The organism is Amycolatopsis sp. cmx-11-51 (assembly GCF_047608665.1).
GTDB lineage: Bacteria > Actinomycetota > Actinomycetes > Mycobacteriales > Pseudonocardiaceae > Amycolatopsis.
This window is the reverse complement of the sequence record NZ_JADNQO010000001.1, coordinates 1,435,657-1,460,987: the sequence shown is the minus strand read 5'-3', so window position 1 is coordinate 1,460,987 and position 25,331 is coordinate 1,435,657. Positions and strand designations below refer to the sequence as shown.

Sequence of the window (25,331 nt, the reverse complement as noted above, 5' to 3'; positions counted from 1 at the left end):
ACCGGAAGGTAGACAGGGTTATGCTCGCTCGCAAGCGTTTGCGCAAACGCTTGCCCATACCTCTTGTTCGAGTACCTGATCGAGGATTGGTAATGCCGCCGTCACGCTCCTCCCGCCCCACCCAACGCGACATCGCCGAGCTGGCGGGAGTCTCGATCACGACAGTCTCACACGTGGTCAACGGGACGAGGGCGGTGGCCGAGGAGACCAAGGCCGCGGTTCTCCGCGCGATCGAGCAGACCGGTTACACCGGCGACGCCATCGCCCGATCCCTGGTCACCGGTGGTACGCGGTCGATCGGCGTCGCGATCTCCCTGCTGGCGAACCCGTACTTCGCCGTGCTCATCCAGGCGATCGAGCGCGAAGCCGCGTCGGCGGGGTACACGGTCTTGCTGGCGGACACGCACGACACCGTCGACACCGAGCGTGAAACAGTCCGGACCCTGCGTTCCCGCCGGGTCGACGGGTTGCTGATCACGCCTTCGCCGGGTGACAGTTCGGTGATCGGCGAACTCGTCTCGCTGGACGTCCCGACCGTGCTCATCGACAGGCTGTCCACGCGCACCGACGTCGACCAGGTCGGCGCGGAGAACATCCAGTCGACGTCGGCGCTGACCGCGCATCTGGCGTCGCTCGGGCACCAGCGGATCGGGATGATCAGCGGCGCGGCGGGGCTGAGCACCAGCGAAGAGCGCATCCTCGGCTACCGGCTGGGACTCGGCCGTTCGGGGCTCACCTGGTCGGAAGACCTGGTCGCGTGCGGGCAGTCGTCGCGGGCGGGCGGGGCACTGGCGCTGAGCACCCTGCTCGCGCTCCCGGAACCACCGACCGCGCTGGTGGTCGGCAACGACAGCATGATGGTCGGGGTGCTGCACGAGCTGCGGCGCCGGGACCTGCGTGCCGGGATCGACCTGCCGGTGGTGGTCTACGACGACGTCGAGTGGGCAGATCTGGTCGATCCGCCGCTGACCACGATGGCGCAGCCGATCGAGGAGATAGGCACACAGGCGGTACGCCTCCTGCTGGCCAGGATCAACGATCCCGCGCGCAAGGCCCAGACGATTCGGATTCCGCCTACGCTGCGCCATCGGGCGTCGTGCGGATGCGCGCTCGTTCACTCACATTGATGATTGTCGGCAGACTTTCCGCTCTTGCGGCCAAGCGATGCCCCGTCAGCCGTTACCTTCATTCAAGCTCGGATGAAGGCGTGGAGTGATGACCGCATTGTCCCCGGCGTTACCCCTGTGGGAGGACACCCCTGTCACCCACCGGTTCGGGGTGGCCATGGCGATGCACGCGAACCCGTATTCGGGTGAACTCATCCGCGCCATCCGCCGCGCCGGGCGCCGTCACGGCTGCGAGATCACCCTCGCCGACACCGGGGACAGCGTCGCCGAAGAGGCCGCGGTCATCCGCGCGCTGCGGGCGGACCGCGTCGACGGCGTCCTGCTCGTGCCGTCGGCGGGCGACGACGCGGTGATCAACGGACTGGTCCGGATGGGCGTGCCGACCGTGCTCGTCGACCGGATGGCCGGACGCAACGACGTCGACCAGGTCGGCTCCGAGAACATCCAGGCCGTATGCGCGCTCGTGCGGCACCTCGCCGGGCTGCGGCACCGCAAGATCGGCTTCATCTCGGGCGAAGAGGACATGACCACCTTCGAGGAGCGGGCACTGGGCTACCGGCTCGGTCTCGGCCGCTCCGGCATCCGGTGGTCGTCGCAGCTGGTCGCGTGCGGACAGTCGACCGCGGGGGGCGCGGCCGCCGCGACGGCGAAGCTGCTCGACAGCTGGCCGTCGCCGACCGCGCTCGTGGTGGCGAGCGAGGCGATGATGATCGGCGTCCAGTACGAGGCACACCGGCTCGGCATCCGGATCGGGCGCGACCTCGCGATCGTCGGGTACGGCGACATGGAATGGGCGGGGCAGGTGACCCCGGCGGTGACCACGATGGCGCAGCCGATCGAAGAAATCGGGCGCAAAGCCGTCGAACTCCTGCTGGCCCGGATCACCGACCCAGAGCGACGACCTGAATCCGTACGGCTCGCGCCGCGCTTCATACACCGTCAGTCGTGCGGCTGCTGAGTCACACCGCGCCGATGGATCCTCAGCGGTGAAGAGTGCTTCGGATCTGGCTGGTCAGAACGCCGCCGCCGGGTGAAGATGGCGGAATGACCGAGCTGTGGACCGTGCATACCGCCGACCTCGACGCCGCCGTGCTGGAAGCGGCACGCGCCCTGCTCGACGACGCCTTCGATGGCGATTTCAGCGATGACGACTGGAAAAACGCTCTCGGCGGCATGCATACGCTGATCTGGGAGGGCGGCGAGCTGATCGGGCACGCGTCGCTGGTCCAGCGGCGGCTCGTGCACGACGGGCGGGCACTCCGGACGGGCTACGTCGAGGCTGTCGCCGTCCGGTCGGATCACCGGCGGCGCGGTCATGGCGCCGCGATGATGGACGCGCTGGAGCGGGTCCTGCGGAAGGCATACGACCTCGGGGCGCTTTCGGCGTCTGAAGAGGCCCTGGAGTTCTACGCGTCGCGTGGCTGGCTGCTGTGGCGCGGTCCTTCGTCGGCCATGACGCCTTCGGGCGTGGAGGCGACGAAGGAGGACGACGGGTCGATCCACGTGCTGCCGGTGGGGGTCACGATGGACCTGGACGGGGAGATCACCGCGGATTGGCGCTCGGGCGACGTCTGGTGACCCACGACCGCAAGTAGTCCTCTAGTTGCGGTCGTGGGTCAGGGTGGCGGCGGCTTCCAGCAGCATCCATGCGCTGATCTGGACGGACAGGTCACGCTCAGGCGCGTCAGGAGCCAGGGGCAGCGAAGGGGCCGGAGTCGCCCAGTCGGCACTGAAGAGCGGCCCGTGCGGCGTCTCGGTGGCGCCGCTCCAGCAGGCTTCCGCCGACCGGATGACCAGATCACGCGCCACCCCGCTCGGCAGCAGCGGCGCCGCGAGCGCCAGGTACCGCGCCAGGATTCCGGCGAACAAGCCGCCGTCGCCGTCGCCCTGCCCCCGGATCACGCCGTCCGGCGCGACATGTTCCGCGACCGCGTGGATCGAGTGCTCCACTCTGTCTACTTCGGACAGTTCGAGGCAGGCGCCGAGATAGACCCCTTGGCAGTACGTGAAAATATGCTTGACCAGCTCACCGGAGTCGACGCGCAGGCCATCCCAGACCAGTCCGGTTTCCGGGTCGACGAGCCGTTCGGTCATCCACTCGGTCAGGCCCTCCGCGTGCTGCACCGAGCCTTCGCGGGCATGGAAGATCGCGGCCGGACCGTTCGCGGGCGCGTTCTTGAACTTGTCGCCGACGCGCCACCAGATCCCGCCGCCCGCGTCGTCGGTCCAGCCTTCGCGCAGGCGCGAACTGATCGCCTCCAGCCCGCCGCGCACGTCCAGCCCGAGATGCCCCACGCGTTGCAGCGCGAGGCCGAGCCAGGCGATGTCGTCGTAGTAGTCGTTGATCCACTTTCCGAAGTTGCGCAGCCGGAGAGACGCCACGAACCGGTCGATCAGCTTCAGTCGATCAGGTGAGGGGTCCCGCAGTTGCGCGTCGACGAGGGTGTCCAGCAGATGTGCCTGCCACCAGTAGTTCCAGTGCCAGTGGACGCGCTGGCCCGCCGAGGGCGGCCAGCCGCTGCGGCCGAGCACGGTGCCGGGCAGTCCCCAAACCCGGCGCAGATGCCGGTCGCGAACCGCGCGCTCGGCGGCCGCGGCCCGGTCGGCGAGAGCAGTCATCGCGCCATCATCCCTTGCCCGCTGACATACCGCTCAGTATGTTGAGACGGTTCCCGAACCCGCGAGGTGCTCATGACCACGGCGCATGTGACCTGCCCGCTCTGCGAAGCGACCTGCGGCCTGGAGGTGACGATCGACGAGAAGAGCCTGGTCACCCGAGTGCGAGGTGACCGCGAGGACGTCTTCTCACAGGGGTACATCTGCCCGAAGGGCGCCTCGCTCGGCGCACTGCACCACGACCCGGACAGGCTCACCGCGCCGCTGGTAAAACGCGACGGCGAGTTCGTCGAGGTCACCTGGGACGAGGCGTTCGCGGAGATCGACAAGCGACTGCGGCCGATCATCGACGAGTACGGCAAGGACGCCGTCGCGGTGTACTCGGGCAACCCGACGGTGCACAACGCGGCGCTGGTGCTCTACGGCCGCGTGTTCTTCAAAGCTCTGGGCACCAAGAACTTCTACACCGCGACCACGGTCGACCAGATGCCGAAACACTTCTCGTCCGGCTACCTGTTCGGCGACCCGCAGACCATCCCCGTCGCCGACCTCGACCGCACTGAGCACCTGCTCATCCTGGGCGCGAACCCGTTGGTGTCCAACGGAAGCCTGCTGACCGCGGCCGACATCCGCGGCAGGCTGCGCGGGATTCAAAAGCGGGGCGGCAGGATCGTCGTCCTCGATCCGCGCCGCACCCGGACCGCCCAGCTCGCCGACGAGCACCACGCGATCCGGCCCGGCACCGACGCGTTGTTCCTGTTCGCGCTGGTCAACGTCCTGTTCACGGAGAACCTGGTCACTCCCAGTGAGCAGGTGAACGGCGTCGAAGAAGTACGCGCGCTCGCGGAGCCGTTCACCCCGGAGGCGGTCGCGCCCGCGACCGGGATCGACGCGGCCGAGATCCGCCGCATCGCGCTCGACCTCGCGAACGCGGGACGCGCCGCGGTCTACGGCCGGATGGGGACCACGACCCAGGCGTACGGCACCATCGCCAGCTGGCTGGTCGACGTCGTCAACACGCTCACCGGCAACCTCGACCGCGAAGGCGGCGTGATGTTCCCGCTGCCCGCCGCGTGGAAGCCGCGACGGTCTTCGCCGTTCACCAGTGGCCGCTGGACGAGCCGGGTGCGCGGGTATCCCGAGGTGCTCGGCGAACTGCCGGTGGCCACACTCGCGGACGAGATCGAGACACCCGGCAAGGGCAAGGTCCGGGCGCTGGTGACCGTCAGCGGCAACCCGGCACTGAGCACGCCCAACTCCGCGCGGTTCACGGAAGCGTTGCGGCAGCTGGACTTCATGGTCTCCCTCGACGTGTATCTCAACGAGACCACCCGGCACGCCGACGTCATCCTGCCCGGACCGTCACCGCTGGAGCGACCGCACTACGACGTCGCGCTGTACACCCTCGCCGTGCGCAACGTCGCGAACTGGACGCCGCCGACGCTCGACACGGACATGCCGCAGGAGTGGGTGACCCTGCTGCGGATGGCCGGGATCGCCGCAGGCCAGGGCCCGGACGTCGACGTCGCCGCCTTCGACACGATGGTCGCGGGCGAGACCGCGCGGCGCACCGGTGTCGAACTGTCGCTCGCCGAAGGCCGTACGGGACCGGCGCGGATGATCGACCTGATGCTGCGCGGCGGACCGTACGGGCTGAAACTCGCCGACCTCGAAGCCGCACCGCACGGGATCGACCTCGGCGCGCTGAAGCCGCGGCTGCCGGAGGTGCTCACCACCGCGAGCGGGAAGGTCGAGCTGGCGCCGGACGCGATCACGAAGGACATCCCGCGGCTGCGCGCGGAACTGGACAAGGTGCCCGACGGCGGCCTGCTGCTGATCGGACGACGGCACCTGAGCTCGAACAACTCCTGGATGCACAACCTGACGCCGCTGGTACGCGGCGGAAACCGGTGCACCGTCCAGGTTCACCCGGACGACGCCTCCCGGCTCGGGCTGACCGACGGGGGGCTCGCTTCGGTGACGTCGCGGGCGGGGAAGCTCGAAGCGCCGGTGGAGGTCACGGCCGACGTCCGGCCCGGCGTGGTGAGCATGCCGCACGGCTGGGGGCACGACGTCGACGGCATGCGCACGAAGGTCGCGACGGCGCACGCCGGGGTCAACTCGAATCTGGTCGCCGACGAGACCCTGCTCGACGTCCCGTCCGGGAACGCCGTCCTGAACGGGATCCCGGTGGAGGTCGCCCCGGTCTAGCTCGCGTTTCGTCCTCTGGTTGCGGTAATTGCGCATGCAAGGACCGCAACCAGAGGACGAAACGCGGGAGTTACCAGGCGGTGGTGAGGTCGGCGTGCTGCCGGACCCAGGCGTGCATGACGATCCCGGCGGCGACGCCGGCGTTGATCGAGCGTGTCGTGCCGAACTGGGCGATCGATACGACCAGTGACGCGGTCTTCTGCGCCTCGGCCGAAAGCCCTGGCCCTTCCTGGCCGAACAGCAGCACGCACTCGCGCGGGAGTTCCGCGGTCTCGACGGGCTGCGAGCCGGGGGTGTTGTCGACGGCGACCACGGCGAGTCCCTCCGCGGCGGCGAAGGTCAGCAACCCGTTGACGTCCTCGTGGTGGAGAAGGTGCTGGTAGCGGTCGGTCACCATGGCGCCGCGCCGGTTCCAGCGCCGCCGCCCGACGATGTGCACGGCGGCCGCGGCGAACGCGTTCGCCGTCCGGACGACGGTGCCGATGTTGTGGTCGTGCTGGAAGTTCTCGATCGCGACGTGGAACGGGTGCCGACGGCCGTCCACATCGGACACGATGGCCTCGCGCCGCCAGTAGCGGTACGGGTCGACGACGTTCCGGCGATCACCGTTGGCCAGCAGTTCGGGGTCGTACCGCTCGTCCGCGGGCCACTCGCCCTCCCACGGACCGACGCCGACCTCTTCCCGCGCCACCCATTCGGTGGGGCCGGCTTCTTCCGAGTTCACTGAGTGATTGTCACTCAGCCCATGCTCACGCGGTGCGCCGGTGCGTCCCCGTCGTGGTGGCGGTGACGCCAGCGCTGGACCGTGCCGACGTAGGAGATGATCACCGTCGCCATCGCTATCACGATGACGACGGGCAGCATCGAACGCGGGAACACCGTGTCGTAGAGGTAGTAGGCGTTGAAGCCGCCGGGCAGGTCGCCGAGGCCCTGCTGGTGCCGGAAGTAGTTCTCGGCCGCCGTCAGCGGGCATGGCCAGGGGAAGACGTTGACGAGGATCCCCCATGCGGCGAAGAACACATGCGCGAAGATCACCTTCGGCCATCGCCACGCGAGGAATCCACCGAATCCGATGAAGAACAGCGCGAGAATGTGCACCGCCACCGTCACGTTCGCCAAGAACCCGGCCACCAGTACGCCCCCTTTCACACCCCTACCAGGAACGTTACCCCTCTCGTATCGAGAAACGCGCACGAAAAAAGAGGGCATCTTCCGTTCGCGCGGAGGATGCCCCCTTCGGGATGCTTTGAATCAGGACAGACCGAGGTCGTCCTTGTTCAGAATGTAACGGTATTCGAGGCCTTCCTTCTCGATGGCCTCGCGGGCTCCGGTGTCCCTGTCGACGACGGTCGCTACGCCGACCACGTTCGCCCCGGCGTCGCGCAGCGCCTTCACGGCGGTGAGCACGCTGCCACCGGTGGTCGAGGTGTCCTCGACGGCGAGCACCCGTTGCCCCAGCACCTCGACGCCTTCGATCTGGCGCTGCATGCCGTGCGCCTTGGCGCCCTTGCGGACGACGAACGCGTCGAGCACGACACCGTCGGTGGCCGCGGAGTGCAGCATCGCCAGCGCCACCGGGTCCGCGCCGAGGGTCAGGCCGCCGGCGGCGACGTAGTCCCAGTCGTGTGTGAGCTGCCGGAGTAGCTTCCCGATGAGCGGTGCGGTCGCGTGATGCAGCGTCGCCCGCCGGAGATCGATGTAATAGTCGGCTTCCTTGCCGGAAGACAAGGTCACCTTGCCGTGCACGACGGCCAGTTCGCCGACCAACCTGGCCAGTTCGAGTTTTGCCGCTTGATCAACCCCGGGGTACGCCACGGCCGAGAGTCTTACACACGGCTCGCGGCGCACCACCGGGGTGTTTCCTCCAGTGCGCTCAGTCACTGCCGGACGTCGCGGCGTCCACGGCCTGACCGCGGGTCGCCGCGAAGGCCGGGACCAGGGTCGCCGCCAGCGCGAGCGCCGCGGCGAGCCCGATGATGGTCAAGTAGATCAGCGGGGAGCCCATCGGCAGCAGGGAATCGGTCGCCACCAGGCAGAACGGGACGATCGCGCCCGCCGAGACTACGGTGCCGAGCACGATCCCGATCAGCGCGACGACCCCGCCTTCGAAGCCCGCCATCCGCAGGACCTGTGCCCTGGTCGAGCCGGTGAGCCGCTGGAGGCCGAACTCGCGGCGCCGCCGCACGGTCGCCATCACCAGTGTGTTGGCTACCGAGATCACCGTGTAGGCGGTGATCATCCCGACCAGCAGGTAGTTCACCCACGCGCCGACGGCCTGGTCCGCGGCGTGCGCCGCGACGAGCGCGTCCCGGTCGCCGACGGACACCGGCTGCCCGGCCGTCACCTCGCGGAGCCGTTCGGTCAGCGCCGCCGGATCGACGTCCGGAGCGGCGCGGACCAGCATCTGCCCGGCGAGCCCGGCGGTGGTGTGCGGGGCCAGGAGATCGGCCGGGAGCAGCAGGCTCTCGAAACCGGGGCGCTGGCTGGTCACCGCGACGACCTTGACGTCGACAGCGGCGCCGTCGCCGAGTTTCAGGCTCAGCGTGTCGCCGATGCCGCGATCGAAGTCCTTCGCGAAGACGTCGGGGAGCGCGACGCTCCTGCCGGTCAGCGCCTTGAGGTCGCCCTGGGTCACCTTGGTGTCGGTCGTCGCGCCCGCGCCGGACGCGGTGAGGCCGATCGCCGGGCGCCCGTCGTCGGAGTCGTCGTACGGTGCCTCGATGAACACGGTGCTGGTGACGTACTCGGACACCCCGGCGACACCGGGCACGTTCTGGATCCGCTGGACCAGGTCCGGCGACAACCCGGTTCGGTGCGGTGTGCCGATCACGGCGTCGGCGCGGACGTCCTCGGTGAACGCCTGATTCGCCAGCTCCTGCTGGGTGGTCTGCAGGTAGATGTGCGCGGTCGCGATCCCGACGGCGAGCATGATCGGGGTGACCGCACCGGCGGCCCGGACGATCCCGGCACGGGTGTTGAGCACGGCGAGACGGCCGTCGATGCCACCGAGCAGGCGGATCGGCCACTGCAGGATCGCCGTCATCACCTTCGCGACGCCAGGGGTGATCATCGCGACGCCAATCGCCCAGAGGATCACCGCGGGCCCGGCCGTGCTGGCCGCGATCGGGCCGGTCATCACCGCGACGGTCACGATGGCCAGCGCGAGGCCGCCACCGAAGCAGAGTGCGGCGACCACGACACGCGTCGGAGTCAGCCAGCGGCGGGTGACCGCGGCTTCGGCGAGCGCCTCGGTCGGCCGGATCTTCCCGGCCCGGTGGCCTGCCACGGTGGCGGCGACGAACACCGCGAGCATCGCGGCACCCGCGCCGACCACCGCGGGCAGCCAGCCCTGGTAGAACCGCAGAACCTCGGGCACGACACCGTTTTCGACCAGTTGCCCGAACAACCACTCGCCGAGGAACGGGCCGAGGACGGCGGCGAGCGCGGTGGCGAGCAGACCGACGGCCAGCGCCTCGCCGAGGACCATGCGCCGAAGCTGGCGAGGGGTCGTGCCGATCGCCCGCATCAGTGCGAGCTCACGCGAACGCTGCTGGGTGGACAGGCTCAGCGTGCTGGCGACGACGAACATCGCGACCATCACCGAAAGGCCGCCGGACACCGCGGCGATGACGATCAGGTTGGCCCCGCTCGAATCGGCCTCGGGGAACTCCGCGACACCGCGGTCGATGCCACTCAGGACGGTCGCCCCGGCCGCGGCCTTGGCGACGCTCGCCCGCACCGCTTCGACGTCGGCGCCCGGTTTGGTGAAGACGCCGATGACGTCGGCCTTGCCCGGGTATCCGGAGAGCCTGGCGGCGTCGGCGGCGGAGAAGAACACGGCGGCCGGCGTGATCGAACGCGGCGCACCGGCCACCCCCGAAACCCGGAAGCCCGCGGTCGTGCCGCGCGCGGCGACGTCGACGAGGGCGCCGGGCTTCAGACCCGACGTCGACTCGACGACGACCTCACCCGCGGCGGGCGCGACACCCTCGACCAGCACGTACGGGGTCAGCGCGGCGGAATCCCAAGCGTGGCCGAGCGCGGGCCGCCCGGCCGCCGCGAGTGGGAAGCTCACTTCACCGACGACGTCCGAGACACCTGGCACGGAGCGGATCCGGGAGATCAGGCCGTTGTCGAGCCGGACCCGCTCGGGGAGCCGCACACCCTCGGTCTTGTGCTTGTCGTCGGGGTCGAGGGTGGCCGGGTCGCTTTTGGACAGTTCGAAGGTCTGATCGCCGGTGACGAGGATCGGCGCCGCCGCGAGACGTTGCGGTTCCGCGTTGCCGCGGATGCCGGTCTCCATGAGGCCACCGCAGGAGGCGACGATCAGCGCGCCGAAGAAGACGGCGATGAAGGTGCCGATGAAGCCGCCCTTGCGCAGGCGCAGGGTCCGGAAAGCGAGTCGCAGCATCACGCACCCGCCCGCGCGGGGCTGCCCCAGGCACCCAGGTGGATCATGCGTTCGGCGACGACGTCCGCGGTCGGCGCGTGCAGTTCGTCCGCGATCCGGCCGTCGGCGAGGAAGATGACGCGGTCGGCGTACGAGGCGGCCATCGGGTCGTGGGTCACCATGATCACCGTCTGTCCGGTGGTACGGACCGACTCGCGCAGCAGTCCCAGTACTTCGGCGGCGGTGCGGGTGTCGAGCGCGCCGGTCGGCTCGTCGGCGAAGACCACCGCGGGCCGGGTGACCAGCGCCCGCGCGATCGCGACGCGCTGCGCCTGCCCGCCGGAAAGTTCGCCGGGAAGGTGCTTGCGGCGCCCCGAAAGCCCGACGCGGGTGAGCATCTCCTCGACGACACGGCGGTCCGGCTTGGCACCGGCGAGCTGCTGCGGGAGCGTGACGTTCTGCTCGACGGTCAGTGCCGGAAGCAGGTTGAAGGCCTGGAAGACGAAACCGACCCGGTCGCGGCGCAGCTTCGTCAGCTTCGTCTCGCTCATCCCGGCCAGCTCCTGCCCGTCGAGCACGACGGACCCCGACGTCGGCCGGTCCAGCCCGGCCGCGCAGTGCAGGAAGGTGCTCTTGCCCGAGCCCGAAGGGCCCATCACGGCGGTGAAGCCGCCGCGCGGGAACGCCAGTGTCACCCCGTCCAGGGCGATGACGCCCTTGCCGTATTCCTTGCGGACGCCGTCGAGCCGGACCGCGTCACCGCTGCACCCAGTGTTCATGGGGAAAACCCTAGGAACACCTGGCCGAATGCACCCTGGGGTGAACGTGCGTTTCCGGGGTAGGGCGCGCCCTACCCCGTCGGATCAGCGAGCTTCGCCGGTCTTGGCATCCACGATGACCTCATGCTCGGTTCCCGTGCCGTCGCGAAGCGCGACCTCCCAGACAAGGGTGCCGTCGGCGGCGCGATCGATCTCCAACTCGTCCAGCTCACCGGGCTGGCGCTGCTGTGCGGTCCGCAGTGCCTTGACCGCGTCGACACCCGACTGTTCGACCTTCGCCAAGTCGTCGCTCGGTTTGGCCGTCTGCTGTTTGCCGAGCACCTGGCCACCGTCGCGGCTCACCCGCACCTTGTGTTCCTGCCCGTTCGACGCGACCTTGATCTCCCACCCGTCTTTCGCGAGTTCCACATCGAAGACCCGCCCGTCGGGCACGGCGCCCGCCGCCGCCTCGATCGCCTTCACCGGCTGTGCGCTCTCCCCGCCTGGCGCCGGTGCCGCCGGGCCCGCCGGCGGCTCGGTGGAACAAGCGGCCAAAGCCAGCGTCAGCACTCCGGCCGCGACAAGACGTGATGACCTCATGATCCACGAATACCCGCCCGGCACAGGCGCGAACCGTTGTCCCGCTGGAGGGCACCGTGGGGTAACGGTGTCACCCCGATGCCGGACCCTCAGGTGCGGCCCTTGCCGCCGAACCCGCCACCGAGCTTGCGCAGCACCGCCCTCGGCAGCAGGCCGCCGACCGCGACGATCGCCTTGTACCGCAGGCTCGGCACCGAGATCACCTTGCCGCGGCGCAGATCCGCGAGCGCCTCGTCCACCACCTGCTCGACACGAAGCCAGAACGCCTTGGGGCCCGGCTTGTCCAGACCCGCCCGCTCATGGAACTCCGTGGTGGTGAACCCGGGGCAGAGCGCCATCATGCGGACGTTCTCCGGCAGCGAGGCCGCGATGCCTTCGGTGAACGACGTGACCCAGTTCTTGCTGGCCGTGTACGTCGAGCCGCGTCCGCTGAAGAAGCCGGCGACCGAGCTGACGTTGATGATCGCGCCCTCGCCGCGCTCGATCATTCCCGGCAGCGCGGCGCGCGTCAGCCGCAGGACAGCGGTGACGTTGACGTCGAGCTGACGCTGCAACGCGTCCGGCGGGATGGTCCAGAAGTCGCCGTTGAGCCCGAAACCCGCGTTGTTCACCAGCAGGTCCACCGGCTCCTCGGCCAGCAGGGCCTCGACGAGCGCACGTCCGTCCACTTCGGACAGATCGGCGGGCAGGACGACGACCTCGACGCCGTGCGCCTCGACCAGTTCCGCGGCGAAGCTCTCCAGCCTGTCGACATCGCGGGCGACGAGCACGAGGTCGTAGGCCTCGGCGGCGAGCCTGCGCGCGAACTGCGCGCCGATGCCGGCGGTGGCGCCGGTGATCAGGGCGGTGGATGTCATACCGGGAACCTACTCGCCGGTCGGCCTGGGAAACCACCCACAGTGGGGACCTGAAGTGCATCTGGCGAAGTCGGGAAGTATCGTCCCGCAGCATGGGGAAGCACAGCAGGCGCAAGCCGAGCTATCTGCCCAAGGTCGCGGCCGGTGCCGCGCCGCTGGCGTTGTTGCTCGCCGGCCCGGCCACCTCGCTCGCCGCCCAGACCGACCCGCCGACCCCGCTGCCTCTCGACCACAAGCGCGAAGGCACCCTCGACCGCGGAATCGGCGTCACCAGCGAAGGCGATACGTCCGTCCTTCGCGGCTTCCTGAACATCGCCGAACGGAACGTCTACAGCAAGGACCTCGGCGGCTCGAAGGTCTTCGCGGATGTCCGCCGATCGGCGAGTGAGACCGTCGAGACCCGCGACGGCGTCACGGTCCGCGGGGACAAGGTCGGCGCGCTCGCCGCGTCGAAGACCACCGAGGTCGTCACGCAAGGCCAGCGGAACACGGTGAAGCTCGCTCCCTACGGCAGTGCCGTGGCCGGGAACGAGACCAAACTCGAGCGGAGCGGAGCGCGGCTGACCGAGGCCGTCCTCGATCCGCGCACCGGTACGCCCGCCCTCATCACCGAGGACGGGCGTGGAATCGGCGCGTCCGAGGGGACTTACCAGGCTTTCCGCCCGCTACCCGGGTTCGGCGTGATCAATGAGACCGACCAGCGCGCCGTCGGCGAACTCCACCGGGCCCTGCGGCTCGACGGCGGCTTTTCCGGCGACCTCGGCGGACTGCTCGAGGCAGGCCGGTCTTCCGGGCACGCCCTCGATCTCGGGAATTTCGCCGCCATCGGGACGACGTCGGCACAGCACGGTGGCGGCCGGTTCAAGGGCGTCCTGCCCTTGGCCGTCAGTTCCGGCACCGGCTTCGGCCAGAAACACGTCCTCGGCGGCACCGTCGGCCCGGCGACCGGGCTGGTGACCACCGAGCAGGACGCGAGCCTGGCACGGCACGGCTCCGCGCTCACCGGGTCCGGCGCGAACACGAGCAGCGGCGACCTCGGCGTCGGCGACGTGGCATCCGCTCACGGAACCACGGCGACGTCATCGCGCGGGGTCCTGCCCACCGGCGATCCCGCGCAAGCCGGGCATCTCAGGCAATCCGGAACGCTCGATCTGACGGTGCTCGGTCAGCGGAAGCACACCGGCGTCATCGCCGGCGCGCTTCCGCTGGAACTCAAGCGGTCCTGACGGGCAGGCCGCGCCTGACTCCTAGCCCTTGGACTCCGCATCGTCGGCTTTCTCGGCCTGCCAGTGGCGGCCAGGGGTCGGCGCGTTGTTGTACTCCTCGTCGAACGGGTCCACGATGTCGGCGATCTCGCCGAGGTCGCGCAGCAGCCGCTCGAGCCGCGACGGCCCGGCGTTCGGGGCGACACTCGCGAGCACCCACTCGTTCTCCAGCCACGCCACGCCGACGTCACCGCCGAGCGAGTCCGCCGCGTCGACGAGTTCCTGCGTGATCACCTTGCGGGCGCCCTCGGCGTCGTCCGCGAAGGCGTAACGCTGGCCGATCGGGCCGAGCATCTCGGGCATGCCCTGGCGCTGGAACGGCACGCTGGACAACCACATCTCCAGCGGCGTCTCGTGCACGCGGTTGCAGCGCACGGCGACCACGACCGCCGGGATCTGGCCCTCGGTCTCGATGTCGAAGATGAAGACGGGACGCCGTCCGTCGGAGGTGAAGGTGGACCCGGCCACGACGTTGACCGCCACCTGCGCACCGAAGTACCCGATGGCACCGCCCGACCACTGCCGCGGCAACCGCTCGTCCTCCTCGGCGAACTGCCAGCCGCGCAGCTCGGCCCAGCGCATTCGCTCGCGATTGCGCGAGCCTTCCTTCGCCCGGTCGGCCGCGAGCAGCCCCAGCCCCGCCACCAAGGCGACGGCGGCGATGACGAACCAGATCCACGCCGGAATACCCACGACGGTCAGGGTATCCCCCCGCGCTCACCGGACGTGATCGCTGGGCGCCGTGTCGCGCCACCCCTTTCGGTGCCGCACCCCTGGAGACTTCCCGAAACGTCGACAAATCGCTGTATCGCCAACGATTCACGCAAGTCCGTGAAGGCCTCTTTGAGGGACTCTGGGTCCCTCAAGGAGGCCTTCACGGACCGCTAGCTCACTCCACCCGGCTGACCGTCAGGGCCTCCGACGCCTCCTGGGCGGGGATGTCCACCCGGACCGTGTCGCCGTCGCGGATCTCACCGGCCAGCAACTGTTTCGCCAGCTTGTCCCCGATCGCCGACTGCACCAGCCGCCGCAGCGGCCGCGCGCCGTAGATCGGGTCGAAGCCGTTCAGCGCGAGCCACTCGCGTGCCCCGGCGGTGACCTCCAGCGTCAGGCGGCGCCGCGAGAGCCGCGAGGCGAGCCGATCGATCTGGATGTCCACAATGGACGTCAGCTCGTCGGTGCCGAGCGCGTGGAAGACCACGATGTCGTCCAGCCGGTTCAGGAACTCCGGTTTGAACTGCCGCTGCACCACCGCCATCACCGCGTCATGGCGCTGGCGCTCGTCGAGCGCCGGATCGGCGATGGCCTGCGAACCGAGGTTCGAGGTCAGGACCAGGATCGTGTTGCGGAAGTCCACCGTGCGGCCCTGGCCGTCGGTGAGCCGTCCGTCGTCGAGCACCTGCAGGAGCACGTCGAACACGTCCGGGTGCGCCTTCTCGACCTCGTCCAGCAGCACCACCGAATACGGCCGCCTGCGCACGGACTCGGTCAGCTGCCCGCCCTGGTCGTAGCCGACGTACCCCGGCGGTGCCCCGACCAGGCGCGCCACCGAATGCTTCTCCGCGTACTCGCTCATGTCGATCCGCAGCATCGCCCGCTCGTCGTCGAACAGGAACTCCGCCAGCGCCTTCGCCAGCTCGGTCTTGCCGACCCCGGTCGGGCCGAGGAACAGGAACGAACCGGTCGGCCGGTCGGGGTCCGCGACGCCGGCCCGGGTGCGGCGCACCGCGTCCGAGACGACCTGCACGGCCTCCTTCTGCCCGACGACCCGCCTGCCGAGCTCGTCCTCCATCCGGAGCAGCTTGCCCGTCTCGCCCTCCAGCAGCCGTCCCGCCGGGATGCCGGTCCAGGCGCTGACCACGTCGGCGACGTCGTCCGCGCTGACCTCTTCCTTCAGCATGACGTTCTGCTGGCTGACCTCGCTGGCCGCGATCGCGGCCTCGAACTCCTTCTCCAGCGCGGGAATCCGGCCGTAGCGAAGTTCGGCGGCCTTGCCGAGGTCGCCGTCGCGTTCGGCGCGTTCGGATTCGCCGCGCAGCTGCTCCAGCTGCTCTTTGAGGTCGCGGACGCGCTCGATCGAGCCCTTCTCGTTCTGCCAGCGCGCGGTCAGTGCCGTCAGCGTCTCCCGCTTCTCGGCCAGCTCCGAACGCAGCACGGCGAGCCGGTCCTTCGAGGCGGCATCGTCCTCTTTGGACAGTGCCATCTCCTCGATCTCCATCCGCCGCACGGCGCGCTCGACCTCGTCGATCTCGACCGGCCGCGAATCGATCTCCATGCGGAGCTTCGACGCGGCTTCGTCGACCAGGTCGATCGCCTTGTCCGGCAGGAACCGGGCGGTGATGTAGCGGTCGGACAGCGTCGCGGCGGCGACCAGCGCGGCATCGGTGATGCGCACACCGTGGTGCACCTCGTACCGCTCCTTGAGCCCGCGCAGGATGCCGATCGTGTCCTCTGTGGACGGTTCGCCGACCAGCACCTGCTGGAAGCGCCGCTCCAGCGCGGCGTCCTTCTCGATGTGCTGGCGGTACTCGTCGAGCGTGGTCGCGCCGACCATCCGCAGCTCGCCGCGGGCGAGCATCGGCTTGATCATGTTGCCCGCGTCCATCGCGCCCTCGCCGGTCGCGCCCGCACCGACGATGGTGTGCAGCTCGTCGATGAAGGTGACGACCTCGCCCGCGGAGTCGGTGATCTCCTTGAGCACGGCCTTGAGCCGCTCTTCGAACTCGCCGCGGAACTTGGCGCCCGCGACCATCGAGCCGAGGTCCAGCGCCACGACCCGCTTGCCCCGAAGCGACTCCGGCACGTCACCGGCGATGATGCGCTGGGCGAGCCCCTCGACGATGGCGGTCTTGCCGACGCCGGGCTCGCCGATCAGCACGGGGTTGTTCTTGGTGCGGCGCGAGAGCACCTGCACCACGCGGCGGATCTCGGTGTCACGGCCGATCACCGGGTCCAGCTCACCGGCACGGGCGCGCTCGGTCAGGTCGACGCCGTACTTCTCCAGCGCCTTGAACGTGCTCTCCGGATCCGCGCTGGTGATCCGCGCGGAGCCGCGCACCTTGGCGAACGCCTCGCGCAGCGCGTCCGGGGTGGCGCCGTGCCGCTTGAGCAGGTCGGCCACCGGGCCGCCTTCGGTGGCGAGGCCGACGAGAAGGTGCTCTGTCGAAACGTACTCGTCGCCGAGTTCGGTCGCGAGCTTCTGCGCGTGGGTCAGCGCCTTGACGGCGTGCGCGTCGAACTGCGGGCTCGACACGGTGGCACCGGTCGCCGAGGGCAGCGCCGCGATCAGCGGCTCCAGCTCCTTGTGCACCTGCGCGGGGTCGGCCCCGACCGCGGTCAGCAGCGGTGCGGTGAGCCCCTCACCCTGCGCCAGCAGGGCGCCGAGCAGGTGCGCGGCCGCCACGTGCGGGTTACCCGCCATCGTGGCCGCCTGCGCCGCCGACGAGATCACCTGCTGGGTCTTCGTGGTCGGGTTGAAAGCGTCCATCCCTCACCTCGTGCTAGGTCCTGCGATGCTGTTGTCGACAGGTACAACGCCAGGAAAGTTGAGTCTGTTCCGCTCAACTCTGAATTCCTCCGCCGCCACCCGGCGAGACCGCCTCCGCGGGCAGGCGCGGGCCCACCCTGCCGAGGCCGACGACGGCGGCGCAGGCGCACGCGGCCACGAGCACCCACGGGATCCAGACTGCCACGGAGAACAGCGCGACGACGGCCGGAGCGATCATCGCGGCGAGGGTGAACGCGTACTGGAAGGCCGCCAGATACCGCCCTCGCGCCTCCGGCGGCGCCGCGGCTTCGGCCAGCGCCCCGGACCGCGGGCCGAACGCGAGATCGCCCGCGGCCAGCACGAGGGTCGCTCCGAGCAGGTAGATCGGCTGGAGGACCTTCGGGACGAAAACCACCGCGAGGCACGCCAGGCACCACACCGCGAACAACGCCGAGCCCGCGCGCATCGCGGCGATCCGGGTCAGCCGCCGGGTGAGCCGCAACCCGACGACACCACCCAGACTGGTGACGACGGTGAGCAGGGCGATGATCGCGCCGGGAAGCCAGCCAGGACCCTGCAGCGCGTTGAAGATGTACACCGGCATCCCGATGAGGAAGAAGTCCATCGTGAGCGCGAAGAGCCCGCTGAACACGATCAGCGAGAGGTAGGGGCGGTTCCGCCAGACCCGTGCGGGCCCCGAGAGCCGTCGCGTGTGCCGCGGCAGCGGCGGCATCAGTGTCGCGAGGATGGCCGCGGCGACGACGAAGGTGAAGACGTCGACGATGACGGCGACATAGAGGCCCTCAGCCCCGGCACACACCAGCAGCACGGCCGCCGCGAGCCCGCCGAGCCCGAAGCCCGCGGAGCGGACCATCGCGGCTTCGGCGAACGGCCGGTCCTTCGGGCCTTCGCCCGCGACGTCGGCGATGAGCGAGAACTGCGAGCTGTAGAACAGCTGTTGCCCGGCCGCGAGCATGACCGACGCGCCGACGACCCCGGCGAAACCACCGGCCAGCAGGAACGCGCCCGCCCCGGCGGCTTGCAGAAGATGGGAGCAGATCATCACCGTGCGCGAGCCGAACAGGTCGACGAGCCGCCCGGCGAACGCGGGAACGAGCAGACCGGCGAACGCACCGAGAGTGACCGCGAGCCCCGCCTGGGCGAGGGGCAGACCCACCACACGGATGACGAAGACCAGCCCGAGCGGGAGGAAGAGTCCCGAGCCGAAGTTGTCGATACCCAAGGCGACCAGCAACGCGACCCGGCTCCGCACGACTTCGACGCTACCGGCGTCACAGCGCTACGAAAGGTCCGTTCAGTCAAGACCGGCGGGTAGGAACGGCGGACGTCAAACGTCGCACGTCCGCACCGACAGGACGGCGCGAACGTCGGCGTTCATCTCGGCGAGGCGCGTGGTCAACTCGAGGACCTTCTCTTCGTCCCAGTCACCGAGCGCACGCTCCATGAACGCCAGATAGCCCGCCCGTCTGCGACCCAGTTCCGCGCGCCCCTGTTCGGAGATGCTGATGATCGACGCACGGCCGTCCTCGGGCGCGGGACGTCGGTCGACCATCCCCGCCGCGGACAGCTGGGAGATCTGACGGCTCACGACCGAAAGGTCCACAAAACGTCGTTTGGCCAGTTCCGAAGGGCGCGCTTCGCCGTGCTTCGCCAGATCGGACAGCAGCATCGCGGCGGCGGGATGCAAACCGGGGTCGTCCTGCCAGGCCTGCATGATCCACGCGTGCTGCAAGTGGGAGGCGGCCTTCAACTCACGCATCAGTTCGACCCTGGCGTCGTCGGCGGAGCTCATCGTTGCCTCCCAGCTACTTGTACAGTACAACTTTATTCGGCAACACTTGCGCAAGGCAACTATTTACCTCGTGAGATCGCCCACTGCGGCCTGGTTTCGAGTACACCCGTCCGGAGCAACGATGCGGGCAAAAGGGCTCTCGGCAGCTAGTCTCGCGGACGAGCCGGAACCAGCCGACCGGCGGACAGCCACTGACCGGAGAGGTGAATGAACCGTGAATTCTTCTCCAGTGGCCCCTCGTCCGTGAACCGTCGGAATCCCCTTCCGGTATGCACTTCCCGATCAGTGAATCCGCGCCCGTGACGGCCGACGCGATCAGTCCCGTCCCGCGGTCCTCCGCGCCACGGGAAGCCCCGCCCGCGGTCACCGCGATGGTGCGGCTCATCCGCGACACCTGGGCGAAGTCGGAGCCCTTCATTCCGGAGATCTCCCAGTTCTTCTACGGGATGCTGTTCACCCTCGCGCCCGCCACCCGGGACTTCTTCCCGATCAACATGGAGGTCCAGCGCGGCAGGCTGGTGCGCGCGCTGGTCCACATCGTGCAGATGGTCGACCGGCCGGACGACCTCGTGCCGTTCCTGACCCAGCTCGGCCGCGACCACCGCAAGTTCGGCGTCATCCCCCGGCACTACGAGGCCGTCGGCACGGCACTGCTCGCCTCGCTCAAGAACCACCTCGGCCCGGACTGGACACCGGAGGTCGAACGGGCATGGGCGGAGGCGTTCACCATCGTCGCCCGCGCGATGCAGGAGGCCGCCGCGGCCGACGTCAACCCGGCGTCGTGGTCGGCAACCGTGCTCGAACACCGGCGGCTCACCTGGGATCTCGCCCTGGTCCGCGTCCAGCCCGAATTCCCGGTGCCGTACCAGCCCGGTCAGTACATGAGCGTCGAGGTCCCGCAGCGGCCGCGGCTCTGGCGCTACCTGTCCCCGGCGAACGCGCCGCGCGAGGACGGTGGCATCGAGTTCCACGTGCGCGCCGTCGACGGCGGCTGGGTGTCCAGGGCCATCGTGAGCCACACGCAGGCGGGCGACGTCTGGCGGCTGGGGCCGCCGCTCGGCAGGCTCGCGGTCGACCGGGCCGACGCCCGCCCCGTCCTGATGATCGCCGGCGGTACCGGCGTCGCGCCGTTGCGCGCCATTTTGGACGACCTCGCGCAATGGGGCGAGAACCCCGACGTCCAGCTGTTCTACGGTGGACCGTCGCGTGAGGACCTGTACGACCTCGACGAGTTGCGTGCCCTCGCGGCCACGAACCCCTGGCTCACCGTGACCCCGGTGGTCGAACGCGGTGACGAAGCCCCCGGTTGTGTACAGGGCACGCTCGCGGAAGCCGTTACCCAGCAAGGATCCTGGCCGGGGCACCGAATCCTCGTGTCCGGTTCGCCCACGATGATCCGGGCGACGGTGTCCCGGATGCTGGTCGCGGGCAGCGCGCTCGACCAGATCGCGTACGACCCCTTCACCATCGACTAGTCGTCGGTGAAGGCGACTCCACAATGGAGATCAGCGAAAGTCCGCGCACCGTTACGTAACCGGCTGATCGCGGAAAGAACGCCACTCGATCGGCGGATCATGTTTCGCCGCGAACTGCGAAAATCACTGGCAGGCAACGGAAAACGGACTCGCATGATCATTTTTACTTAGTGCCAGACGGGGTTGACGGCGCGTATATCGTTTGGTCCGTTCGAGCGGGAAACATCCATTCCCGGATCCTTTTCCGACCTTCGGGCATACAGTCGAGAACCTTCGGGGGACCACGAGCACGATCACGACATCGGGTTTGGAGAATATGCCCGATCAAACTGGAGAACATCGTCACCCATGGCAGCCGAAACAGTGAAATACGAACATCCACCGAGTTCGTCGAGATCTTCACCGGTTCCCGTCCCGCCACTGGTCGAAGCGCCCTCAGCGGACAAGACCGTCCAGCTGGCCAAACTCATCCGGGAGAGTTTCGCCGCCGTCGAAGCCAAGGCCGAGGAGCTGTCCCAGTACTTCTACGGGGTGCTCTTCTCCGTTTCACCGGACGCCAGGGCATTGTTCCCGATCACCATGGCCACGCAACGAAATCGTTTACTGCGCGCGCTCGTCTACGTCGTGCAGATGGTGGACCGGCCCGACGAACTGGCCACCTTCCTCGGCCAGCTCGGCCGGGATCACCGGAAGTTCGACGTCCTCGGCCGCCATTACGACGCAGTCGGTGTCGCGCTGATCGCCGCACTGAAACGGTTCTCGAAAGACGACTGGACACCCGAGGTGGAAGACGCCTGGGTCACCGCGTACGGCGTCATTTCGACAAGCATGCGCGAGGCCGCCGTCAAGGAGATCGGGCCCGCGTGGTGGAAGGCGACCGTGGTCGAACACCGTCCCGCGTCCCGCGACGTCGCCGTCATCAAGGTGCGCACCGACCAGCCGCTCCCGTACCGGGCCGGCGGCTACGTCAGCGTCGAAGTCCCGCAGCGGCCCCGGATGTGGCGGTACTTCTCGCCGGCGACCGCGCCACACGACGACGGGATGTTGGAGTTCCACGTGCACGCCGTGCGCGGCGGCTGGGTCTCGCGCGCGATCGTCCACCACACCCGGGTCGGCGACGTTTGGCGCCTCGGCCCCTCACTCGGCGCGCTTTCGGTGCACCACACGGAAAACCGTTCGCTGCTGATGATCGGCGGGGGCACCGGGATCGCGCCGCTGCTCGCCCTGCTCGACGAAATGTCGCGCTGGAAGCACAACCCGCCGGTGCACCTGTTCTTCGGCGGCCGCGAACCGGAAGACCTCTACGCCCTCGACGATCTCCGCGGGCTGGCCGTCACCTGCTCTTGGCTGACGGTGACCCCGGTAACCGAGGAAGGCACCGTCCCCGGCGGTGACCGCGGCACGCTGGCCATGGCGGTCACGCAGCGCGGCGCCTGGAAGGACCGCGACGTGTACATCGCCGGGTCTCCGGCGATGATCCGCGCGACGATCGCGAAACTGCTCGGCGCGGGCACGGACCTGGCGAGGATCAAGTACGACCCCTTCACCCTGGATTGAGCGGGCGATTCGTTCGTATTAGGCCGTTCGGCCGTACTACTTGGGCTTTACGCAGCAGTAGGTCCATGAACCATTGACCGCGGTCACCGTCGGATTTATGGTCTAGACCACATTGCTCCCCCTCGCGGGAACACCGTCGTTCCACCTCAGGAGCCGGCATGACCGTCAAACGCAAACTCGTGGCAGCCGCCGCCGGGGCGATCCTCGCCCCGATCGCCATCGTGGCCATCCCGCAGGTGGCCAGCGCGCACGGCTACGTGCTGACCCCGCCCAGCCGCCAGGCGAACTGCGCCCAGGGCAAAGTTTCCGGCTGCGGCAGCATCGCCTACGAACCGCAGAGCGTCGAGGGCCCCAAGGGGCTCCGCAGCTGCAACGGCGGCCTCCCCGGGTTCGCGCAGCTCAACGACGACTCGAAGCCGTGGCCCGCCGCTTCGGTCGGCAACAGCGTGACCTTCAACTGGAAGTTCACCGCCTACCACCGGACCACGAACTACGAGTACTACATCGGCGGCACCAGGATCGCCAACATCAGCGGGAACAACTCCGCGCCGAAGGACCCGACGTCCCACACGGTGAGCTTGAACGGCTTCAGCGGCCGCCAGAAGGTGCTCGCCATCTGGAACATCGCGGATACGCCGATGGCCTTCTACAGCTGCATCGACCTGCAGATCGGCGGCGGCAACCCGCCGACCAGCACCAGCAACCCGCCCACCACCAGCAACCCGCCCACGACGTCGAACCCGCCGACCAGCACCAGCAACCCGCCCGCGGGCGGCACCTGGGCGGCCGGGACGGCGTACGCGGTCGGCAGCACGGTCACCTACGGCGGCGCGAGCTACCGGTGCCAGCTGGCGCATACGGCGATCCAGGGCTGGGAACCGCCGAACACACCCGCGCTGTGGACGCGCCAGTGAGGCTCGGCCTGATACTCGTCGCCGGTCTCGTGGCCCTCGCGGGCTGCGGGACCGGTGATGGCTCACCCAGCACCGCCGGCGCCCCGATCTCCCCGCTCCCCCAGTCGGCGACGGGTGCCCCGGCGTCCGCGGAGTACAACGACGCCGACGTGATGTTCCTGCAGATGATGATCGCCCACAACGCACAGGGTGTGGAGATCGTCAAGCTGGTGCACGCCAAACAGGCGCAGCAACCGCAGCTCAAGGATCTCGCGGCGGCCATCGAGGCGACGCAGCAGACCGAGACCACCGACATGCGGAACTGGCTGAAGTCCTGGGGCAAACCCGAGACGGGCTCGATGGATCCGCACGCGCACCACCATCACGGCGGCGACGGGCTCACGGACAAAGGCCTGCTCGACGCCTTGTCCAAAAAGGACGGCAAGGAGTTCACCCTCGACTTCGCCGACATCTTCGTCGCACACCAGCACAACGGGGTCGCGCTGGCGAGGACCGAGCTGAAGGACGGCAAGAACCCGGAGTCGAAGGCGTTGGCCCAGCGGATCATGGACTCGCGCACCGGCGAGGTCCAGCAGATCCGGACACTGGTCCCCGGCTGACGACCGCGTTTAGTCCTCTAGTTGCGATTCTTCGCAACTAGAGGACTAATTGCGTTTTTTGGGCTTCCACACCACGAGTGCCGTCTGCTGGCGCAGCGGGACGAGGTCCTTGCGGTAGGAGGCATGCACGGCCGCCGCCGTCTGTTCGGCGGAGACGTACGCGGCCGTGAGTTCTTCCGTCAGCTCGCCGATCCGCGCACGAAGCGCGTCGACCTGGTTCTCCAGCTCGATAATCCGCTTGATGCCCGCGAGGTTGACACCGTCGGACTGGGACAGTCGCTGCACTTCACGCAGCAACGCGATGTCCCGCATGGAGTAACGACGTCCACCACCGGAGGTCCGGCCCGGCGACACGAGACCCTGGCGGTCGTAGGACCGCAGGGTCTGCGCGTGCAGGCCGGACAGCTGCGCCGCCACCGAGATGACGAACACCGGGGTGTCCTCGTCCGCACCGTCGTGCGGCAGCCCGCCGAACATCGTGCTCACCTGCCTTCGAGAAGTTCGGTGATCTCCGGTCGCGGGTCGTGCTCGGACATGGCCTCCGCGTAGGCCTCCAAGGCCTCACGGGCCTTGTCGTCCAATTTGGACGGAATGGCCGCCTGCAGGGTGACCAGCAGATCGCCCTGTGCGCCGTCCCGTTTGGCGATTCCCTTGCCGCGCACGCGAAGCACGCGGCCACTGGCCGTACCTTGCGGCACCTTCAGCGAGACCTTGCCCTCGAGCGTCGGCACGGTGATCGTGCCGCCGAGGGCCAGTTCCGCGAAGGACACCGGCACGGTGATCGTCAGGTCGAGGCCCTGCCGCCCGAACACCGGATGCGGCGCGACGTGCACGCGGACGTACAGATCGCCCGGCTGCGCGCCGCCGCGGCCCGGTTCACCCTGGCCGGCGAGCCGGATCCGCTGGTCGTCGGCGACGCCCGGCGGGATCCGCACGGTCAGCGTGCGGGTGCGGGTGCTGACGCCCTCGCCCGCGCATTCCGGGCAGGGGTCGTCGATGATCGTGCCGCGGCCGCGGCAGTCGCGGCACGGCTCGGAGAACGCGAACGCGCCCTGGCTCCGGCTGACCAGCCCGCTGCCCTGACAGTTCGAACACGTCCTCGGGGTGGTCCCCGGCTTCGCGCCGTTCCCGCCGCAGGTGGAACAGGTCGCCGGGCTCGACAGCCGCAGTGGCAGGGTCGCGCCCTTGACCGCCTCGGTGAAGTCGATCCGGACGTCGGTCTCCACGTCCGCGCCGCGCTGCGGCCGGTTCGCGGTGGCACCGGCGGCGCCGCCACGACGGCCGAAGAGGCCGCCGAGGATGTCGCCGAGCCCGCCGAAACCGGCCTGTTGCTGACCACCCGACTGGCCGAAGATGTCGCCGACGTCGAATCCGCCGCCACCGGCGCCGCCACCCGGGAAGCCGAAGCCACCGGGACCACCGGAGCCGAAGAGGCGCCGGGCCTCGTCGTACTCCTTGCGCTTGGACGTGTCGGAAAGAACGCCGTAAGCCTCGGAGACCGCCTTGAACTTCTTCTCCGCCTCCGCGTTGCCCGCGTTGGCGTCGGGGTGGTTCTCCTTGGCCAGCTTGCGATAGGCCTTCTTGATCTCGTCCGCGGTGGCGTCGGAGGAGACGCCCAGCTCACGGTAGAAGTCCTTACCGATCCATTCCCGTGCACTCATC

The 25,331-nt window shown here is 69.2% G+C and carries 23 protein-coding genes; 9 read left to right on the top strand and 14 right to left on the bottom strand.

Annotated elements, in window-relative coordinates:
• Positions 1 to 92: 92 nt before the first annotated feature.
• The 3 genes from ACM6LU_RS07360 (at position 93) to ACM6LU_RS07350 (ending at position 2,705) form a co-directional block, all read left to right on the top strand.
• Positions 93 to 1,127, top strand: coding sequence for a LacI family DNA-binding transcriptional regulator (locus tag ACM6LU_RS07360; RefSeq protein ID WP_414936772.1), 1,035 nt, complete (start codon positions 93 to 95; stop codon positions 1,125 to 1,127).
• Positions 1,128 to 1,215: 88 nt separating this feature from the next.
• Positions 1,216 to 2,085, top strand: a complete 870-nt coding sequence (locus tag ACM6LU_RS07355; protein ID WP_414936771.1) for a LacI family DNA-binding transcriptional regulator — start codon at positions 1,216 to 1,218, stop codon at positions 2,083 to 2,085.
• Positions 2,086 to 2,171: 86 nt separating this feature from the next.
• Positions 2,172 to 2,705: a GNAT family N-acetyltransferase gene (locus ACM6LU_RS07350; protein ID WP_414936770.1), complete on the top strand. Its 534-nt coding sequence runs from the start codon at positions 2,172 to 2,174 to the stop codon at positions 2,703 to 2,705.
• Between the two features lie 21 nt (positions 2,706 to 2,726).
• Here the strand turns inward: ACM6LU_RS07350 and ACM6LU_RS07345 are convergent, their stop codons facing one another.
• The gene (locus ACM6LU_RS07345) at positions 2,727 to 3,746 is read right to left on the bottom strand and encodes a glycoside hydrolase family 76 protein (protein WP_414936769.1); all 1,020 of its coding nucleotides are present in this window, start codon (positions 3,744 to 3,746) and stop codon (positions 2,727 to 2,729) included.
• Between the two features lie 72 nt (positions 3,747 to 3,818).
• Between ACM6LU_RS07345 and ACM6LU_RS07340 the strand changes: the two genes are divergently transcribed.
• A complete protein-coding gene (locus ACM6LU_RS07340) occupies positions 3,819 to 5,954 on the top strand; it encodes a molybdopterin oxidoreductase family protein (protein WP_414936768.1) in 2,136 nt (711 codons plus the stop codon).
• 70 nt (positions 5,955 to 6,024) lie between these two features.
• Here the strand turns inward: ACM6LU_RS07340 and ACM6LU_RS07335 are convergent, their stop codons facing one another.
• The 7 genes from ACM6LU_RS07335 to ACM6LU_RS07305 all read right to left on the bottom strand — a co-directional run bounded on the left by ACM6LU_RS07335 (position 6,025) and on the right by ACM6LU_RS07305 (position 12,559).
• On the bottom strand, positions 6,025 to 6,678 hold the full coding sequence (locus ACM6LU_RS07335) for a TrmH family RNA methyltransferase (RefSeq protein WP_414936767.1): 654 nt from the start codon (positions 6,676 to 6,678) through the stop codon (positions 6,025 to 6,027).
• Positions 6,679 to 6,692: 14 nt separating this feature from the next.
• Complete coding sequence (locus tag ACM6LU_RS07330) at positions 6,693 to 7,085, bottom strand: DUF2784 domain-containing protein (protein ID WP_414936766.1); 393 nt, start codon at positions 7,083 to 7,085, stop codon at positions 6,693 to 6,695.
• Between the two features lie 120 nt (positions 7,086 to 7,205).
• Complete coding sequence (pyrE, locus tag ACM6LU_RS07325; RefSeq protein ID WP_414936765.1) at positions 7,206 to 7,769, bottom strand: orotate phosphoribosyltransferase; 564 nt, start codon at positions 7,767 to 7,769, stop codon at positions 7,206 to 7,208.
• Between the two features lie 58 nt (positions 7,770 to 7,827).
• The gene (locus ACM6LU_RS07320) at positions 7,828 to 10,365 is read right to left on the bottom strand and encodes an ABC transporter permease (protein WP_414936764.1); all 2,538 of its coding nucleotides are present in this window, start codon (positions 10,363 to 10,365) and stop codon (positions 7,828 to 7,830) included.
• Positions 10,365 to 11,123, bottom strand: coding sequence for an ABC transporter ATP-binding protein (locus tag ACM6LU_RS07315; RefSeq protein WP_414936763.1), 759 nt, complete (start codon positions 11,121 to 11,123; stop codon positions 10,365 to 10,367). Before ACM6LU_RS07315 ends, ACM6LU_RS07320 begins: the two co-directional genes overlap by 1 nt.
• A gap of 84 nt (positions 11,124 to 11,207) precedes the next feature.
• On the bottom strand, positions 11,208 to 11,702 hold the full coding sequence (locus ACM6LU_RS07310) for a PepSY domain-containing protein (protein ID WP_414936762.1): 495 nt from the start codon (positions 11,700 to 11,702) through the stop codon (positions 11,208 to 11,210).
• Between the two features lie 89 nt (positions 11,703 to 11,791).
• Positions 11,792 to 12,559 (bottom strand): SDR family NAD(P)-dependent oxidoreductase, encoded by a 768-nt coding sequence (locus ACM6LU_RS07305; protein ID WP_414936761.1) that lies wholly within the window; start codon positions 12,557 to 12,559, stop codon positions 11,792 to 11,794.
• 92 nt (positions 12,560 to 12,651) lie between these two features.
• Here ACM6LU_RS07305 and ACM6LU_RS07300 point away from each other — a divergent pair, with 92 nt between their 5' ends.
• A complete protein-coding gene (locus ACM6LU_RS07300; protein WP_414936760.1) occupies positions 12,652 to 13,785 on the top strand; it encodes a hypothetical protein in 1,134 nt (377 codons plus the stop codon).
• Positions 13,786 to 13,806: 21 nt separating this feature from the next.
• On the opposite strand, the gene ACM6LU_RS07295 is transcribed toward ACM6LU_RS07300, so the two are convergent.
• From ACM6LU_RS07295 to ACM6LU_RS07280, 4 genes are all read right to left on the bottom strand, one after another.
• On the bottom strand, positions 13,807 to 14,517 hold the full coding sequence (locus ACM6LU_RS07295) for a hypothetical protein (protein ID WP_414936759.1): 711 nt from the start codon (positions 14,515 to 14,517) through the stop codon (positions 13,807 to 13,809).
• A 196-nt stretch (positions 14,518 to 14,713) separates the two neighbouring features.
• Complete coding sequence (gene clpB, locus ACM6LU_RS07290) at positions 14,714 to 17,311, bottom strand: ATP-dependent chaperone ClpB (RefSeq protein WP_414936758.1); 2,598 nt, start codon at positions 17,309 to 17,311, stop codon at positions 14,714 to 14,716.
• A gap of 73 nt (positions 17,312 to 17,384) precedes the next feature.
• Positions 17,385 to 18,584: an MFS transporter gene (locus ACM6LU_RS07285; RefSeq protein WP_414936757.1), complete on the bottom strand. Its 1,200-nt coding sequence runs from the start codon at positions 18,582 to 18,584 to the stop codon at positions 17,385 to 17,387.
• A gap of 75 nt (positions 18,585 to 18,659) precedes the next feature.
• A complete protein-coding gene (locus tag ACM6LU_RS07280; protein WP_414936756.1) occupies positions 18,660 to 19,124 on the bottom strand; it encodes a MarR family winged helix-turn-helix transcriptional regulator in 465 nt (154 codons plus the stop codon).
• A gap of 269 nt (positions 19,125 to 19,393) precedes the next feature.
• Between ACM6LU_RS07280 and ACM6LU_RS07275 the strand changes: the two genes are divergently transcribed.
• From ACM6LU_RS07275 to ACM6LU_RS07260, 4 genes are all read left to right on the top strand, one after another.
• Entirely contained in the window at positions 19,394 to 20,599 is a 1,206-nt protein-coding gene (locus tag ACM6LU_RS07275; RefSeq protein ID WP_414936755.1) for a globin domain-containing protein, read from the top strand.
• 456 nt (positions 20,600 to 21,055) lie between these two features.
• The gene (locus ACM6LU_RS07270) at positions 21,056 to 22,156 is read left to right on the top strand and encodes a globin domain-containing protein (RefSeq protein ID WP_414937120.1); all 1,101 of its coding nucleotides are present in this window, start codon (positions 21,056 to 21,058) and stop codon (positions 22,154 to 22,156) included.
• Between the two features lie 158 nt (positions 22,157 to 22,314).
• Complete coding sequence (locus ACM6LU_RS07265) at positions 22,315 to 23,070, top strand: lytic polysaccharide monooxygenase (protein WP_414936754.1); 756 nt, start codon at positions 22,315 to 22,317, stop codon at positions 23,068 to 23,070.
• A complete protein-coding gene (locus ACM6LU_RS07260; protein WP_414936753.1) occupies positions 23,055 to 23,669 on the top strand; it encodes a DUF305 domain-containing protein in 615 nt (204 codons plus the stop codon). The genes ACM6LU_RS07265 and ACM6LU_RS07260 overlap by 16 nt, the downstream gene beginning before the upstream one ends.
• Before the next feature lie 45 nt (positions 23,670 to 23,714).
• On the opposite strand, the gene ACM6LU_RS07255 is transcribed toward ACM6LU_RS07260, so the two are convergent.
• Positions 23,715 to 24,146 carry a heat shock protein transcriptional repressor HspR gene (locus ACM6LU_RS07255; protein WP_414937119.1) on the bottom strand — a complete coding sequence of 144 codons (432 nt, stop codon included), beginning with the start codon at positions 24,144 to 24,146 and terminating at the stop codon, positions 23,715 to 23,717.
• A gap of 5 nt (positions 24,147 to 24,151) precedes the next feature.
• The gene (gene dnaJ, locus ACM6LU_RS07250) at positions 24,152 to 25,330 is read right to left on the bottom strand and encodes a molecular chaperone DnaJ (RefSeq protein WP_414936752.1); all 1,179 of its coding nucleotides are present in this window, start codon (positions 25,328 to 25,330) and stop codon (positions 24,152 to 24,154) included.
• Position 25,331: the final 1 nt, after the last annotated feature.

Coding starts and splice junctions, on each gene's coding strand:
- ACM6LU_RS07360 (WP_414936772.1), top strand. CDS start 93: ATGCCGCCGTCACGCTCCTCCCGCCCCACCCAACGCGACATCGCCGAG.
- ACM6LU_RS07355 (WP_414936771.1), top strand. CDS start 1,216: ATGACCGCATTGTCCCCGGCGTTACCCCTGTGGGAGGACACCCCTGTC.
- ACM6LU_RS07350 (WP_414936770.1), top strand. CDS start 2,172: ATGACCGAGCTGTGGACCGTGCATACCGCCGACCTCGACGCCGCCGTG.
- ACM6LU_RS07345 (WP_414936769.1), bottom strand. CDS start 3,746: ATGACTGCTCTCGCCGACCGGGCCGCGGCCGCCGAGCGCGCGGTTCGC.
- ACM6LU_RS07340 (WP_414936768.1), top strand. CDS start 3,819: ATGACCACGGCGCATGTGACCTGCCCGCTCTGCGAAGCGACCTGCGGC.
- ACM6LU_RS07320 (WP_414936764.1), bottom strand. CDS start 10,365: ATGCTGCGACTCGCTTTCCGGACCCTGCGCCTGCGCAAGGGCGGCTTC.
- ACM6LU_RS07315 (WP_414936763.1), bottom strand. CDS start 11,123: ATGAACACTGGGTGCAGCGGTGACGCGGTCCGGCTCGACGGCGTCCGC.
- ACM6LU_RS07310 (WP_414936762.1), bottom strand. CDS start 11,702: ATGAGGTCATCACGTCTTGTCGCGGCCGGAGTGCTGACGCTGGCTTTG.
- ACM6LU_RS07305 (WP_414936761.1), bottom strand. CDS start 12,559: ATGACATCCACCGCCCTGATCACCGGCGCCACCGCCGGCATCGGCGCG.
- ACM6LU_RS07300 (WP_414936760.1), top strand. CDS start 12,652: ATGGGGAAGCACAGCAGGCGCAAGCCGAGCTATCTGCCCAAGGTCGCG.
- clpB (WP_414936758.1), bottom strand. CDS start 17,311: ATGGACGCTTTCAACCCGACCACGAAGACCCAGCAGGTGATCTCGTCG.
- ACM6LU_RS07280 (WP_414936756.1), bottom strand. CDS start 19,124: ATGAGCTCCGCCGACGACGCCAGGGTCGAACTGATGCGTGAGTTGAAG.
- ACM6LU_RS07275 (WP_414936755.1), top strand. CDS start 19,394: ATGCACTTCCCGATCAGTGAATCCGCGCCCGTGACGGCCGACGCGATC.
- ACM6LU_RS07265 (WP_414936754.1), top strand. CDS start 22,315: ATGACCGTCAAACGCAAACTCGTGGCAGCCGCCGCCGGGGCGATCCTC.
- ACM6LU_RS07255 (WP_414937119.1), bottom strand. CDS start 24,146: ATGTTCGGCGGGCTGCCGCACGACGGTGCGGACGAGGACACCCCGGTG.
- dnaJ (WP_414936752.1), bottom strand. CDS start 25,330: ATGAGTGCACGGGAATGGATCGGTAAGGACTTCTACCGTGAGCTGGGC.